The sequence below is a fragment of the Flavobacterium sp. NRK F7 genome (assembly GCF_024054195.1).
Taxonomy (GTDB): Bacteria; Bacteroidota; Bacteroidia; order Flavobacteriales; family Flavobacteriaceae; genus Flavobacterium.
Map to the genome: position 1 here is coordinate 1,773,154 of NZ_JAMXLB010000001.1, position 15,683 is coordinate 1,788,836.

The following is a 15,683-nucleotide window of genomic DNA, read 5'->3' on the forward strand; positions in this document are numbered from 1 at the left end:
TGAAGCTATAAAGTTTAAAATCTAAAAGTTTTGAATTTTTAGTAATGTTGTAATATATCGATTTAAGGAATAAAAAAAGCTGTCTTTAGACAGCTTTTTATTTAAAAATTATTTTAAAACATCTACCTCAATATGACTATCGCTATATACTTTCATAAAGGCTTTGGTATAATCGTCTTTGGTAGCTAAATACGGATTCTCTAAGAAATTTTGAGGGTTTACCATCATTAAAGGATACCAAGTACTTTGAATTTGAATTTGAATTTTATGTCCTTTTTTAAAGGTGTGTAATACATCTTGTAATCTAAATTCAATATCGGTTTTGGTATTTGGTTGTAATGCTTCAGGTTTTTCAAAACTGTTTCTAAAACGAGCGGGCATAATTTCGCTACGCACCATTTGGTGGTAGTTTGCATAAAGCACTTCTGGTTTGTCTTTGTTTTCAGGTTCGTCTAAGGGGTAAATATCAATTAATTTTACAATAAAATCTGCATCAGTAGCTTCTGTTGCAATTTTAAGTTTCGCCATGATTTCACCTGCAAGGGTAATATCTTCTTTTAAATATTCAGTTGTAAAAGTTAACACATCGGGGCGACTTGTAGCAAATCGTTGGTCTTCACTCATATAATTTCTAGGAGTAAAACCGTTAAAATCAGCATAATTTTCACTACTTGGGACAGGTTTATTTGGGTCGCTAAAATATTCGCTAAAATAAATTTTCTGAGGTTTTCTTTGTACTAATTCTCCAGAAGCATAAAAATAAAAACTTTGTTTGTTAACTTCTTTTGGAGGCCACGTAGTGAATTCTTGCCATTCTTTTTTTCCGGTGTTATACATATAGGCCTCAGGTAAATCAACAGCTGTTTTGGTATCTCCTTTTAAATAATGATGGAAGAATTTATATTCTATGTTTTTTTGATAAAAAGTAGCAATACTATCTCCAAAATAGATGTCGTTATGATAATGTTTCCCATTTTCACGAGCCCAAGCACCGTGTGAAAAAGGTCCCATTACTATAGTGTTTTTAGCATTGGGACTTGTTTTTTCTATGGTTTTGTAAATATTTAAAGGCCCTGCTAAATCTTCTGCATCAAACCAGCCACCCACAACCATTACGGCATGATTGATGCTTTTTAAATGGGGTAATAAATTTCTTTTTTGCCAAAACGAATCATAACTAGGGTGCGTTACAATTTCCTGCATGAAAAAATTATTTGCATAATATTTGTCGGTTGCTTCTTTTATAGTTCCTAATTCATTATAAAAAACAGAACCATCTTTTGAAGTAGGTTTAATATATTGATCCATATACCAAGCTTTATCTTCTGCTTTTGATTTTTGGACTCCAAAAACAGGAAAAGTCCTGAAATAACCCGTTACAAAAGCGCCATTATGGTGAAAATCATCAAAAAAGAAATCAGAAATTGGAGCTTGAGGAGAAGAAGCTACTAATGCTGGATGATTGGCTAACGTTCCTACAGCAGTATAAAAACCAGGATAAGAGGTGCCATATTGACCTACTTTTCCGTTATTGTTTTTTATGTTTTTTAGCAACCAATCAATAGTGTCGTAGGTATCGGTGCTTTCATCAACATTTGTTTTTGCAGTATGTTCCACTTGAGGCGTCATATTGGTAAAAGTACCTTCACTCATATAACGTCCTCTAACATCTTGGTATACAAAAATATATTTGTCTTTTAAAAGGAAGGAATTAGGGCCTAAAGATTTTTTAAAATTTTCTTCTCCATAAGGCGCTACACTGTAGCAAGTGCGTTGCATTAAAAATGGATATTTATTGCTTTTGGAAATGTCTTTTGGAGTGTAAATTGCGGTAAATAATTTCACCCCATCACGCATGGGAATATACACTTCTTTTTTTTCATACAACATGGAAAGATCTTCTTGTGCAAAAGAACAAAAAGCAAGGAATAGAAAGAAAAATTGAGTTATTTTTTTCATTTTTTATTTGGATTTTATTTTGCTGTTCGAAGATAGAGAGATTTTTAAATATGTCAAAAACTAATAGAGAATAGTTTTTTTAAATTTTATAAGAATATTTATATTCGCAGCATGCAACTCTCTGTTATTATTTTAAATTATAATGTCCGCTATTTTTTAGAGCAATGTGTACGTAGTGTTCAAAAGGCATTGAATCACATGAATCCCGAATTTTCGGGAGAAATTATAGTCATTGACAATCATTCATCGGATGATAGTTGCCAAATGATGAAAAAACTTTTTCCAGAGATACTTCTTATAGAGAACAATGAGAATGTAGGTTTTACGAAAGGGAATAATATAGGTGTAGCTAGTGCCAAGGGAGAATACATATGTATTTTAAATCCAGATACAGTAGTAGCAGAAGACACTTTTTCTAAATTATTACAAGAAGAAAATTGGATTTCCAATACAGGTATAATTGGTTGTAAATTAATTGATGGTGTTGGAAAGTTTCTTCCAGAAAGTAAAAGAGGTGTGCCTACACCTTGGGTATCTTTTACTAAAATTTTTGGGTTATATCAATTTTTTCCCAAATCCAAATGGTTTAACCAATATTATGCGCAACATGTTTCTGAAAATGATTCGGGAGAAGTTGCTATTTTGGTAGGTGCTTTTATGATGATGAAACGGGACTTATATTTGAAAATAGGTGGATTCGATGAAGCTTGCTTTATGTATTCAGATGACATTGATTTAAGTTATAGAGTACTTCAAGAAGGATATAAGAATAGGTATGTTCCGACTACGACTATCATTCATTACAAAGGAGAAAGTACGGTAAGAGATGGGACATATTTTAAACGTTTTAGTAAATCCATGCAGTTTTTTTATAAAAAACATTTTAAAAAATCCTTGTTTTTTGATGTTTTTATGAAGTTAGGAAGTGTGGCTTTTACTGTTTTAAAGATGAAACAGCAAAAGAAAATTATCCGAAAAATAGATGGCTATATTGTTTTTAGTAAACAAGCATTAGATTTAAAACTAAACAAACGTGTTACGTATCTGTCTTCAATTGAATCGTTTAGCGATGATATTGGCAAAGAAAACAAAAATGTTGAAATTATCTTTAATACCAATGATTTCGATAATCTAGAAATTATTAATTTTATGCAGTTAAATAAGAACTCGAATTTTACGTATAAAAATTATATTTACCCATCAAGTTATCTTATCGGAAGTAATGATTCTAACGATAGAGGTGAAGTTAAATTAGTTTAAAATAATATTAAATTCTTGATAAAAACATCTTATTTTTATTATTTTTGCAAAACAAATAAAGAAAAACAACTTTAGTTTAAAAATATGGCAAAGTTTGAATTGAAATTACCTAAAATGGGTGAAAGTGTTGCTGAAGCAACAGTGACTAACTGGTTAAAACAAGTTGGCGATAAAATTGAAATGGATGAGGCAGTACTTGAGATTGCAACTGATAAAGTTGATAGCGAAGTACCTTCTGAAGTTGCAGGAACACTAGTTGAGATTTTATTTAATGTAGATGATGTAGTTCAGGTGGGTCAAACGATTGCAATAATTGAAACAGAAGGAGGGGCAATAGATACACCCCAAAAAAATGTTGCTGCCACAGCAGTTGAAGAAACAGCTGCTGCAGAAATTACAAAATCTATTGATACCGCAAAAGAATCCATAACCACTATTGATTTTTCAGACTCGGCTAAATTTTATTCCCCTTTAGTACGCAATATCGCTAAAGAAGAAGGTGTGTCTCTTGAAGAATTAGAGGTATTAGAAGGATCTGGAAAAGATGGTAGAATTAATAAAGAAGATATATTAAACTATATAAAAGAGAGAAAAGCTAAATTCACTGTTCCTCAAAAGGAAACAAAAACAGAGGAAGTGGTTTCTCAACCAAAAGCAAGTGCTTCTGAAAATCAAATGGTTGCTACTGTAGCTCCTGTTTCCGTTAATGGTGCAGACGAAATTGTAGAAATGGATAGGATGCGAAAACTGATTTCTAAATATATGGTGGAATCCGTTCAAACTTCGGCACATGTTCAATCTTTTATTGAAGTAGATGTTACGAATATTGTAAAATGGAGAGATAAAGTCAAAGGCGCTTTCGAAAAGAGAGAAGGAGAGAAGTTAACTTTTACACCTATTTTTATGGAAGTAGTGGCAAAAGCTTTAAAAGATTTTCCAGGTATGAATATTTCTGTAGATGGTGACTACATCATTAAAAAGAAGAATATTAATTTAGGAATGGCTGCTGCTTTACCTAATGGGAACTTAATTGTTCCGGTTATTAAAAATGCAGACCAATTAAACTTGGTTGGTATGGCTAAAACGGTTAACGATTTAGCAAACAGAGCTAGAATTGGTAAATTAAAACCAGACGATACTCAAGGAGGTACTTATACTGTAACTAATGTGGGTACTTTTGGTTCTGTTTTTGGAACTCCAATTATTAATCAGCCACAAGTTGGTATTCTTGCTTTGGGAGCTATTCGAAAAGTTCCAGCCGTTATTGAAACACCTGAGGGAGATTTTATTGGAATTCGTCAAAAGATGTTTTTATCGCACTCCTATGATCATAGAGTAGTGGATGGAGCTTTAGGAGGTAGTTTCGTGAAAAGAGTTGCTGAATATTTAGAAGCTTGGGATATTAATAGAGATATTTAAGAAAATAAAATTTGAATTTACCCGACAAGCTTACTAGGTTGTCGGGTTTTTTATTTTTAAATTTTATCTTTGCAGAATAAAAACAAAACAAACAATGGAATTAAAACTCAATAGGCCCATTTGCTTTTTTGATCTTGAAACGACTGGAATTGATGTAGCAAGAGATAGAATTGTAGAAATTTCAATCTTTAAAGTGTATCCCAACGGAAATAAAGAAAGTAAAACTTGGTTGGTTAACCCAACAATTCCTATTCCTCCACAAACAACAGCAGTTCATGGAATAACAGATGAAAAAGTAGCTAATGAACCTACATTTAGTGAATTAGCTCCGCATGTTTATAATATGATTAAAGATTCTGATTTAGCAGGTTTTAATTCAGATCGTTTTGATATTCCTTTGTTGGCAGAAGAATTATTACGGGCAGGAGTTGATTTTGATATGAAGAATAGGGTTTCCGTTGATATTCAAACTATTTTTCATAAGAAGGAAGAACGAACGCTAAGTGCAGCCTATAAATTTTATTGCAATCAAAGTCTTGAAAACGCACACAGTGCTGAAGCTGACACTATGGCAACCTATGAAATTTTAAAAGCACAGTTAGATCACTATGAAGATTTAGAAAATGATATTAAATCTTTAGCTGAATTTACAACAAGAAAGAAAACCGTCGATTTTGCTGGTTTTATTATTTTAAATAAAGATGATAAAGAAGTTTTTTCTTTCGGAAAACACAAAGGTGTATTAGTAGAAGAAGTTTTGGAAAAAGAACCCGGTTATTTTAGTTGGTTGCAAAATGCCGATTTTCCTCTCTATACCAAAAAAGTGCTAACAGGAATAAAACTTCGAAAGTTAAACACAAAATAAAATTCCCAACCAAGAGAATTTAGTTAATTTTATTTCAAGAATTAATACGATACAATGAAGATAATTTGCATTGGTCGCAATTATGTGGACCATATTTCAGAGTTGAATAATGAAAGGCCAAGTGAACCGGTTATTTTTTTAAAACCAGAAACGGCAGTTCTACCCAAGAAAACGCCTTTTTATATTCCTGATTTTACACATGATGTACATCATGAGGTGGAAGTTTTAGTTAAAATCTGTAAAGTTGGAAAATATATAAGCCCGAAATTTGCTAGTAATTATTATGAGGAAATTGGGCTAGGAATTGATTTTACAGCAAGAGATTTGCAAAATGAGTTAAAAAGTAAAGGTTTGCCATGGGAAAAAGCAAAAGCATTTGACCATTCAGCGATTATTGGTAGCTTTTTACCGAAAAAAACATTCTCGTCCATAGAAAATATTAACTTTGAGTTAAGAAGTAATGGAGAAATAGTTCAAACTGGAAACACTTCATTAATGCTCTGGAAAATTGATGAAATTGTAGCTTATGTTTCTCAATTTTTTACTCTTAAAAAAGGAGATGTAATTTTCACCGGAACACCCAAAGGTGTAGCTTCAGTTAAAGCAGGTGATGTTTTAGAAGGTTTTATAGAAAACAACCAGGCTTTCAAGATTCAAGTTAAATAAAAATATATGGCATTACAGTACAATTTATCTAAAGTGTATGAGATTTCTGAGAACGACGTAGAATTTGCACTTCAAATTGTCAATCTTTTTTTACAAGAAGTACCTGATGAGATAAAATCGATTAAAGTGGGTATTGAGGAAAAAGATTATTCTAGAACTTATGCTGCTGCACACAAAATTAAACCTTCTTTAGATTTACTAGGAATGGATTTAGCGTATGATGAAAATATTCAAATCATGACATGGGCTAAATCAGAAGGTAAAAAGAAAGATATCAAAGAGATTTATAAATCACTTAAGGATAGAGTAGATTTGGCAATTAAAGAATTAAAAAAAGATTTCAAATTGTAATTCAAAGTTCACATGAAAGCTGCCATTGTTACCATAGGTGATGAAATACTTATTGGACAAATTGTAGATACGAATTCTTCCTATATTGCCAAAGCATTAGATAAAATTGGTATTGCAACCCATGAAATGTTTTCCATTTCTGACGAAAAAGAGCATATCATTAATACACTTTCCTGCTTTCAAAATAAAGTGGATGTTGTGATACTTACTGGAGGTTTAGGTCCTACCAAAGATGATATTACCAAAAAAACATTTTGTGATTATTTTGAAGATGAGTTGGTAGAAGATGCAATTGTTTTAGAACACGTACGCAATTTAATTGAAGGTTTTTACAAAAGACCTATTACTCCTATTAATAAAGAACAAGCATTAGTGCCTTCAAAAGCAACTGTTTTATTTAATAAAATGGGTACTGCACCTGGTATGTGGGTCCAAAAAGAAAATACCGTTTATGTTTCATTGCCCGGTGTGCCTTATGAAATGAAGTATTTGATGGATCATGAGGTTGTGCCACTATTAATTCAAAAGTTTAAACGGCCTTATATTGTTCATAGAACGATTATGACGTATGGAAGAGGGGAAAGTTTAATAGCGGAGCAAATTGAAAATTGGGAAGATAATTTACCGAATAATATTAAATTGGCTTATTTACCTGCACCAGGCAGGGTACGATTGCGATTAACAGCTAGAGGTGAAAATGAGGAAGCTTTGGCAATAGCTTTAGATTTGCAAATCAAGGTTTTGTATGAATTAATTGGTGAAATTATAACTGGAATAGACGAAGACGAAGCTATTGAAAAAGTTATTGGGAATCTTCTGAATGATAAAAAAGTAACTTTAGCTTTGGCTGAAAGTTGTACAGGAGGTAAAATAGCAGAATCTCTTACTGCTATCTCTGGAGCTTCATCTTATTTTAAAGGTGGAGTGGTTACGTATGCAACGGAATCCAAAATAAATATTTTAGGTATTGATAAAGCTATAATTGATGAATTTTCTGTTGTAAGTGAACAAGTGGCCAAAAGTATGGCACTGCAGTCGAAGCGTCTTTTTGGGTCTGATTATGCTTTGGCAACTACAGGAAACGCAGGACCTAATAAAGGTGATGCTACTGCGGAAGTTGGAACTGTTTTTATCGCTTTAGCGACTCCAGAAACAGTTTATTGTGAGGAATTTAATTTTGGACAGCCTCGTGAAAAGGTGATTGGAAGAGCGGTAAATAAAGCGTTTGAAATGCTTTATAAAGAAATTTTAAAAAATTAATAAAAGATAGTTGTGTAATTGGATTCAATTTTGTTTCTTTGCACCCTGATTTTGAATAACGAAATAAAGAGTATAAATAATGTCAAGAGTTTGTGAACTTACAGGTAAAAGAGCAATGGTTGGGAACAACGTTTCTCACGCTATGAATAAAACTAAGAGAAAATTCTCTGTTAATTTATTTAAAAAGCGTTTTTATATTGCTGAAGAAGATAGATGGGTAACGTTAAAGGTTTCTGCATCTGCATTAAAGACAATTAATAAAAATGGTATTGCTGCTGTTCTTAAAAAAGCAAAAGCAGACGGAATGATTAAATAATTCCTAGAATCCTTAATAATATATCAAGATGGCAAAGAAAGGCAATAGAATTCAGGTTATTTTAGAGTGTACAGAGCACAAAGCATCTGGTGTAGCAGGAACTTCTCGTTACATTACTACTAAAAACAAAAAAAATACTCCAGATAGATTAGAGATTAAAAAATTTAATCCAATCTTGAAAAAAGTAACAGTTCATAAAGAAATAAAATAATATAAGTCATGGCAAAGAAAACCGTAGCAACTTTACAAACTTCTTCAAAGAGATTAACCAAAGCTATCAAAATGGTTAAATCTCCTAAAACAGGTGCTTACACATTCGTAGAAGCAGTTATGGCTCCTGAACTAGTGGATGAATTCTTAAAAAAGAAATAATTCTTTTTTTCAATTATATAGAAAAGCTACTTTCATTTGAAAGTAGCTTTTTTATTTTTACATTTGCCAATAAATAGAAATATACATATGAGTTTTTTTAAAAGAATTTTTTCTTCCGAAAAAAAGGAAACTTTAGATAAAGGATTGGAAAAGACAAAAACAACTTTCTTTTCTAAGTTAACCAAAGCGGTAGCAGGAAAATCCAATGTTGATGATGAGGTGCTGGATAATCTTGAGGAAATTTTAGTTTCTTCTGATGTAGGTGTAAATACAACCTTAAAAATTATTAAGCGAATTGAAGAGCGTGTAGCTGTTGATAAATACTTAGGAACAGAAGAATTAAATAAAATATTACGAGAAGAAATTGCAGGTTTATTAGCTGAAAATAATACGGGTAATGAAACGGATTTTGTCATTCCTGAAGGTAAAAAGCCTTATGTAATTATGGTGGTTGGAGTAAACGGAGTGGGTAAAACAACCACTATTGGTAAACTAGCCAACCAATTTAAGAAAGCAGGTTATAGTGTTGTTTTAGGAGCAGCAGATACTTTTAGAGCGGCTGCTATTGATCAATTGCAAATTTGGGCAGATCGTGTTAATATTCCTATAGTACGTCAACAAATGGGAAGTGATCCTGCATCTGTCGCTTTTGATACATTGCAATCTGCAGTAGCTCAAAATGCAGATGTTGTTATTATTGATACGGCAGGACGTTTGCACAATAAAATCAATTTAATGAATGAGTTGACCAAAGTGAAACGTGTGATGCAAAAAGTAGTGGAAAACGCACCGCATGACGTAATGCTCGTTTTAGATGGTTCAACAGGGCAAAATGCTTTTGAACAAGCGAAACAATTTACAGCTGCAACCGAAGTGACTAGCTTAGCGGTTACAAAATTAGATGGAACTGCCAAAGGAGGAGTGGTGATTGGTATTTCAGATCAGTTTAAGATTCCAGTTAAATATATTGGAGTAGGTGAAGGTATTGAAGATCTTCAAGTGTTTAATAAGTTTGAATTTGTAGATTCTTTCTTTAAATAGAATATGTTAAGTCGTATTTTTAACTTTTTAATAAATATATCTTTTATTTGGTATTTTATTAGTTCTGTAGTCTTGGCAGTCATCGTATATCCCTTTGAGGAAACACACAATGAAATATTTGTTATCACAAGATTAATTAGTTTTATATTATTTTATTTTTCAATAATTGTATTGAGCCTTAAAATAAAAAAATAAAAAAAAGGAGTTTATTTGATACATAAACTCCTTTTTTTTATTAATTGATTACTGCATTTATTTTTTCCCATAATACATCATCAAAATCAGATAAGGCAAAATTAGAACCATCGGCTGCATCTCCCATTCTTATAATAACTAATTTTCGACTAGGTACTACATAAATTTTCTGATCATTTTTGCCTAATGCCATGTACATATCATTTGTTCCATTTGGAATTAATTCGCCAGGAAATTGTATCTGAGTTTGTGGCAAATGATACGTTGATTTACCATTTAGCCACCATAAATAACCATATGCTTCATTTATGTTTTGGGAAGTGGTAATCGCATTGGTAAAAAAAGTAGTATTAATAATTTGTGTGCCGTTCCAATTTCCATTATTTAAGGCCAAAAGTCCAAATCGAGCCATACTTCTTGAGTTACTCCAATACACACTTAAATCGCCATTCGGAATCCAAGCTCCAGTCATTCCAATAGGATTTTTTAATTTACTATTGAAATAATTTTCCCAAGTTTGACCAGAAGCGGCAGCTACAACATCTTGTAATTTTACATATACATTATGATAAGCCCATCTCGTGCCAGCATCTGCGACATATTGAAGATTTGCAGGTGATACATCATCACCTAAACTATCATCAAGACCAGAACTCATACTTAATAAGTGTTTACAGGTAATCAAATTTTCTTTCGCTAATGGTGCGCTAGTCCATCCTGTACCTAAATGGTCTGAAACCTTATCTGTAATGGAAAGTAAGCCCTCTTGTTCTGCAATTCCTGTTAAAGTAGAAGTTAAGGTTTTTCCAGCACTAGCCCAATACCAAGCACTAGAATTAGTATGACCATTAAAGTAATATTCCATAACGATTTTACCATTATGAAGCACTATAAAACTTTTACTGTTTTTAGTTTCTAAATAATTCAATAAGGCAGGAATATTACTTTCATTCCAAGAAAGACTTGCTGGAGTTTTAGTGGTCCAAGTAGTAGCGTCGTTAGGAGGGAAATACATACTTTCTTCTGTAGTAAAAGAGACTTCGTTTCCGTAAGCTGTTCCTTGGCTATTTGTAGCATAAGCTCTAATAAAATAGGTTGTATTTTCGGATAAACCTGTAATTGTGGATTGGAAAGTTCCTGTTTGAGTATTAGTAGCATTAAAATTTTGACTTACTGTGGGGTTGGGATTGGTATCCCAGCAAAAACCACTAGTTGTAATCAAAGTTCCTCCGTTTTGAATAATTGTTGCTTCTACGGTTGCAGAAGAAGTAGTTGTATTGGAAATAGTGCCAGTTTGTATTGTTGGAATAGTTAATATACTGGTAGAATCATCTTCGGATGAACTACAGCTAACTAATAATAATAACAAATAAAGGAAACTTATATTTTTCATAAAAAGAAATTTCTAGGTTTGACAATAAAAGTAGTAAATAGTTTAATTTGTCAATTTGAAATTGTAATTTTATTTCAAATTTTTACGCATGAAAAAAATACTATTTGTTGCTCTATTTTTTATTATTACCTCTTGTTCTAAAAAGATTTCTTCTTCGGATTTATATTTTTTAAACGGATTTTGGGAAATAGAAAAAGTAGTTAAAGAGGGAAAAACGGTAAAAGAGTATAAAATAAATGAATCAGTGGAACGATTTAATTTTCATGATGATAAAGGAACTCGTAATAAGGTAATAGTACTTTATAATGGTAATTTTGTGCTTAATAATGTGGTACAAGAATTTTCTATTGAAGAAGAAGAAGGAACTTTTTATTTGTTGAATCATACTGAGTTTTCAGATTGGAGGGAGGAAATAGAAAAATTAGATGAAAAAGAATTGGTGATTAAAAATGAGGAAGGAATTCAGTATTTTTTTAAAAAACGAACAGATATTAATTTAGGAACAAATGGCAAAGAGATTTAGTGAAGAAGCTTCAATTAAAGATGTTTTAAAAAGTTTTGTTGTTCAAAATAAATTAGAAACAGGAATTGATAAGGTAAATATTAAAGAAGCTTGGATTGCAATAATGGGAAATGGTGTAGCGAGCTATACCGAAGCGATTGAATTGAAAAATACTACTTTGTATGTGAAATTAACATCTTCGGTTTTAAGGGAAGAATTGTTTTATGGAAGGGAAAAAATTATTAAAATGATAAATGATGAAATGGGTAAAGAAATTATCAATAAAGTTATTTTAACTTGATGAATTAAACCCTATAAAAAAAAGCGCTGTATGAAAAACAGCGCTTTTTTGTTTATAAGGCATTGTCTATTAATAATAGGTGTAACGTCTTACTTTAGAAATATATTTAGCCAATCGAATTACTTGGTGACTATAACCATATTCGTTATCATACCAAACATACATTACGATATTTTTACCATCTGCAGAAACAATGGTAGCATTACTGTCATAAATAGATGGAGCAGAAGTTCCTACAATATCAGAAGATACTAATTCGTTGTTTAGTGAGTATTTAATTTGTTCTACTAATTTCCCTTCTAAAGCATATTTTTTCATAATATTGTTTAAATCTGCAACTGAAGTTTCTTTGTTAACTTCTAAATTTAAAACAACTAATGAGCCATTGGGTACAGGTACTCTAATGGCATTAGAAGTTAGTTTTCCAGCCAAAGTTGGTAATGCTTTTGCTACTGCGCTACCAGCACCAGTCTCAGTAATTACCATGTTTAAGGCAGCAGAACGTCCTCTACGGTATTTTTTATGCATATTGTCTACCAAGTTTTGATCATTGGTATACGCATGAATGGTTTCTATGTGACCTTTTACAACTCCTAATGTATCTTCAACTACTTTTAAAATTGGTGTAATTGCATTAGTAGTACAAGATGCAGCTGAGTAAATGGTAACTTCATCTGGATTAAAATCTTCATGATTTACCCCATAAACAATATTAGGAACTCCTTTACCTGGTGCAGTTAATAAAACTTTATCTACCCCTTTAGAAGTTAAATGTCTTTTTAATGCTTCTTCAGTAGTGAAAGCTCCTGTGTTGTCAATTACTAAAGCATCTTCAATACCATAAGTAGTATAGTCAATTTCTTCTGGACTTGAAGCAGTTATAATATGTACCGTTGTGCCATTAATAGTTAGGGCATTGTTTTCAATATCCGCTTGAACAGATCCTTCAAAATCACCATGTACAGAATCATAACGTAATAAAGAAGCTCTTTTTTCTAATAAAACAGCATCTGTTTTATCACGAGTAACGATAGCTCTTAATCGTAATTGTTGTCCTTTACCAATTTTACTCATCATTTCACGAGCTAAAAGACGACCAATTCTACCAAAACCATATAAAACGACATCTTTAGGTTTGATTTCTTGGTATTCTTTAGCGTTTCTTAATTTGTCAATTACAAAGGCTTTAGAATCGTTGTATTTATCATCTTCTAAATGGTATTCATAGGTAAGTTTACCAATGTCAATTCGGGAAGGTGGTAAATCTAAACTTTGAATAGCACTTGCAATTTCAACAGAATCGAAAATGTTAATTGGTTTTTCAACAAATTGTCCTGCATATTCATGAAGGTTGATAATGTCGCTAACGCTTCTGTCAATCAATTGATTTCTAAAAAGAATTAATTCAATGGATTTGTCATACCATAAATCACTGATGATTTTAATAAATTCGACACATGCTTTTCTTCTATCTGCTTGAAACGTAAGCTCTTTTTCGTATAAAGTGTTGTTGTTCATGAAGTAAAAAATAAAATGGTGTTGTTTAATTTTTTTGCAAAAGTACTCATTTCAATCGTTTTCGTAAAATATTTTTTTAAATAAAAAATCTGTATAAAAATATTTCGTCTCAAAGTAAATTAAAGTATTTTTGGAGCTATTAATTCAACCCAAAATGAAATTTCTTTTTACGGCTATTTTCTGCTCTCTTTATTTTATTGCACACTCTCAAGAACAAGCTACTGAAAAAAAATGGTTGCGAATTGGTTTTGTATCTGGATACTCTTCTCAAAATACGTTTTTAAAACAAGATAGCGACTATTTGTATGAAAATATGAGTTATAAAATCTCCAATCATTTTAATTTATCTAAAAAGGATAATCATTCGTGGGAATTACTAGTAGAACCTAGTTATTATCGATCAAGACATCAGTTATTTAATTATTGGTTCATTAGTCATACAGTGCCAAATGGAGATGAGTTAAGGGCTAAATTTATGCCTTTTAAGTCCATGAACGAATACGTTTTAAATTTGGGTGTTATTTATCGTTATTATTTTAATCCTAAAAATTCTATATATGGTTTGGCAAATGTAGGGCCGATGTATATAGATACAGAAACAGAACGTTTACAAAAAGGATTTGCTTTTAGTGATATATTTGCGTTAGGTTCGAATTATAAATTAGGTCGTATTTCTTTAGATGTAAAATGCCTATTCAGACATGTTTCCAATGCCAATCTTCAAAAGCCAAATTTTGGTTATAATGCGATAGGTTTTGAATTGGGTACCTATTACGAATTTAATTAAATAAAATAAGCAGGATTCTTCTTTAAAAGAATCCTGCTTATAACTTAAATAATAATGAAGATGAAAATTAAAAGATAACCTGTATCAATTGGCCATCACTTGTAATCAATTTGTATTGTGACCTAGGGTTTCTTTTACTTTTAATATATGAGGTTACTTTTTCTGCGTCTTCAGCTTTTCTTCCATCAACAGTCAGCACAATACTACCTTGTAAAGCGTCTGCATATTCCATTATTCCAGGGTTTTTGATTGTTTTTATGCGTACACCATAATCAATATTGTTTTCTTTTTTATCATCATTCGAAATATCTTCAAACTCAATTCCATTAGCTTCTAAAATCAAAAGTTCTTTTTTAGTTAATTTAACTGGAATGATTTTTTCGTCTCCATCTCTTAAAACGGTAACATTTACAATTTCTTCTGGACGTTTGGAATTAATGTAGGTTGTTAAATCATTGAATTTATTGATTTTTTTGTTGTCTATTTTGATAATGATATCACCCTCTTTTATTCCTGCTTTTTCAGCACCCGATTTTTTGGTAACACCACCTACATAAAATCCTTGTGTTTCATTCACTCCTATTTCTTTTGAGAAAACACTGTTTAATTCTCTTCCTTCAATTCCTAAAACTCCTCGTTGCACATTTCCAAATTGCATCAAATCTTCAATGATTTTTCGGGTAATGTTAGAAGGTACTGCGAAAGAATATCCAGCATAACTTCCTGTTGGTGAAGAAATCATAGTGTTAATACCGATTAATTCCCCACGCGTATTCACTAATGCGCCTCCACTATTTCCGGGGTTAACCGCAGCATCTGTTTGAATAAAAGATTGTAAGCCTTGGTTGCTTAAATCTCTGGCTTTAGCGGATACAATTCCAGCAGTTACGGTTGATGTTAAATTGTAGGGATTACCAACTGCTAAGACCCATTCGCCCACTTTAAGGTTTTCTGAGTCACCAAAAACAATATACGGGAGTTTTTCGTCTGTATCAATTTTAATTAAAGCAATATCCATGCTAGAATCGGTACCAATTAACTTGGCTTTGTAACTCTTATTATTGTTTAGAGTGACTTCTAATTGGCTAGCATTATCAATTACATGATTATTGGTAACAATATACCCATCTTCTGAAATAATAACTCCAGAACCTGTTCCTATTTGCATTTGTTGTTGCGTACCACCTCTTCCGTAACCAAAAATGTATTCCATTGGATTACTGTACACTCTTTGTAAAGTCATGTTTTTAACGTGAACCACACTATGGACTGCTGTTTCTGCTGCAGTAGTAAAATCAATGTTTTCAGCTCCTAAGGCTACATTTCTTGTGTAGTTTGGAGCTACTGTAACTACTGAATTATTTTCGGGTTCTAAAAATAATTTGTAAGCACCTAAAGTAATGGCTCCACTTAATAATGCCACTAAAAAAATACTTCCTAATCGTTTCATATAAATTAAATTTTCTATAGTTATAAAA

General features: G+C 31.7%; 17 protein-coding genes. 13 read left to right on the plus strand and 4 right to left on the minus strand.

The genetic code is table 11. The features are described from left to right. Positions 1 to 108: 108 nt before the first annotated feature. Positions 109 to 1,959, minus strand: coding sequence for a CocE/NonD family hydrolase (locus NHF47_RS07765; protein ID WP_252764382.1), 1,851 nt, complete (start codon positions 1,957 to 1,959; stop codon positions 109 to 111). A 111-nt stretch (positions 1,960 to 2,070) separates the two neighbouring features. On the opposite strand from NHF47_RS07765, the gene NHF47_RS07770 reads away from it, so the two are divergent. The 10 genes from NHF47_RS07770 to ftsY all read left to right on the plus strand — a co-directional run bounded on the left by NHF47_RS07770 (position 2,071) and on the right by ftsY (position 9,509). Then, a complete protein-coding gene (locus NHF47_RS07770; RefSeq protein WP_252764383.1) occupies positions 2,071 to 3,219 on the plus strand; it encodes a glycosyltransferase family 2 protein in 1,149 nt (382 codons plus the stop codon). Between the two features lie 84 nt (positions 3,220 to 3,303). Next, positions 3,304 to 4,638, plus strand: coding sequence for a dihydrolipoamide acetyltransferase family protein (locus tag NHF47_RS07775; RefSeq protein ID WP_252764384.1), 1,335 nt, complete (start codon positions 3,304 to 3,306; stop codon positions 4,636 to 4,638). Positions 4,639 to 4,732: 94 nt separating this feature from the next. Further along, positions 4,733 to 5,503: a 3'-5' exonuclease gene (locus NHF47_RS07780; RefSeq protein WP_252764385.1), complete on the plus strand. Its 771-nt coding sequence runs from the start codon at positions 4,733 to 4,735 to the stop codon at positions 5,501 to 5,503. A gap of 54 nt (positions 5,504 to 5,557) precedes the next feature. Then, a complete protein-coding gene (locus NHF47_RS07785) occupies positions 5,558 to 6,169 on the plus strand; it encodes a fumarylacetoacetate hydrolase family protein (RefSeq protein ID WP_252764386.1) in 612 nt (203 codons plus the stop codon). Between the two features lie 6 nt (positions 6,170 to 6,175). Further along, positions 6,176 to 6,520 carry an Hpt domain-containing protein gene (locus NHF47_RS07790; protein WP_140999348.1) on the plus strand — a complete coding sequence of 115 codons (345 nt, stop codon included), beginning with the start codon at positions 6,176 to 6,178 and terminating at the stop codon, positions 6,518 to 6,520. Positions 6,521 to 6,532: 12 nt separating this feature from the next. Beyond that, entirely contained in the window at positions 6,533 to 7,780 is a 1,248-nt protein-coding gene (locus NHF47_RS07795; protein WP_252764387.1) for a competence/damage-inducible protein A, read from the plus strand. A gap of 79 nt (positions 7,781 to 7,859) precedes the next feature. Further along, positions 7,860 to 8,096, plus strand: a complete 237-nt coding sequence (rpmB, locus tag NHF47_RS07800) for a 50S ribosomal protein L28 (RefSeq protein ID WP_130735572.1) — start codon at positions 7,860 to 7,862, stop codon at positions 8,094 to 8,096. 28 nt (positions 8,097 to 8,124) lie between these two features. Continuing rightward, entirely contained in the window at positions 8,125 to 8,307 is a 183-nt protein-coding gene (rpmG, locus tag NHF47_RS07805) for a 50S ribosomal protein L33 (protein ID WP_026714106.1), read from the plus strand. 8 nt (positions 8,308 to 8,315) lie between these two features. Then, positions 8,316 to 8,468 (plus strand): DUF4295 domain-containing protein, encoded by a 153-nt coding sequence (locus tag NHF47_RS07810; protein ID WP_140999350.1) that lies wholly within the window; start codon positions 8,316 to 8,318, stop codon positions 8,466 to 8,468. Between the two features lie 87 nt (positions 8,469 to 8,555). After that, complete coding sequence (gene ftsY / locus NHF47_RS07815) at positions 8,556 to 9,509, plus strand: signal recognition particle-docking protein FtsY (RefSeq protein ID WP_252764388.1); 954 nt, start codon at positions 8,556 to 8,558, stop codon at positions 9,507 to 9,509. A 235-nt stretch (positions 9,510 to 9,744) separates the two neighbouring features. Here the strand turns inward: ftsY and NHF47_RS07820 are convergent, their stop codons facing one another. After that, the gene (locus tag NHF47_RS07820; protein ID WP_252766070.1) at positions 9,745 to 10,791 is read right to left on the minus strand and encodes a serine hydrolase; all 1,047 of its coding nucleotides are present in this window, start codon (positions 10,789 to 10,791) and stop codon (positions 9,745 to 9,747) included. A gap of 394 nt (positions 10,792 to 11,185) precedes the next feature. Between NHF47_RS07820 and NHF47_RS07825 the strand changes: the two genes are divergently transcribed. Next, positions 11,186 to 11,620 (plus strand): hypothetical protein, encoded by a 435-nt coding sequence (locus tag NHF47_RS07825; protein ID WP_252764389.1) that lies wholly within the window; start codon positions 11,186 to 11,188, stop codon positions 11,618 to 11,620. Further along, positions 11,604 to 11,900 carry a DUF721 domain-containing protein gene (locus tag NHF47_RS07830; RefSeq protein ID WP_252764390.1) on the plus strand — a complete coding sequence of 99 codons (297 nt, stop codon included), beginning with the start codon at positions 11,604 to 11,606 and terminating at the stop codon, positions 11,898 to 11,900. Before NHF47_RS07825 ends, NHF47_RS07830 begins: the two co-directional genes overlap by 17 nt. A gap of 69 nt (positions 11,901 to 11,969) precedes the next feature. Here NHF47_RS07830 and NHF47_RS07835 read toward each other — a convergent pair whose 3' ends face one another. Further along, on the minus strand, positions 11,970 to 13,418 hold the full coding sequence (locus tag NHF47_RS07835) for a glyceraldehyde-3-phosphate dehydrogenase (protein WP_252764391.1): 1,449 nt from the start codon (positions 13,416 to 13,418) through the stop codon (positions 11,970 to 11,972). Between the two features lie 154 nt (positions 13,419 to 13,572). Here NHF47_RS07835 and NHF47_RS07840 point away from each other — a divergent pair, with 154 nt between their 5' ends. Then, positions 13,573 to 14,205, plus strand: coding sequence for an acyloxyacyl hydrolase (locus NHF47_RS07840; protein ID WP_252764392.1), 633 nt, complete (start codon positions 13,573 to 13,575; stop codon positions 14,203 to 14,205). Positions 14,206 to 14,272: 67 nt separating this feature from the next. Here the strand turns inward: NHF47_RS07840 and NHF47_RS07845 are convergent, their stop codons facing one another. Further along, positions 14,273 to 15,655, minus strand: a complete 1,383-nt coding sequence (locus NHF47_RS07845) for a trypsin-like peptidase domain-containing protein (protein WP_252764393.1) — start codon at positions 15,653 to 15,655, stop codon at positions 14,273 to 14,275. Positions 15,656 to 15,683 lie beyond the last annotated feature (28 nt).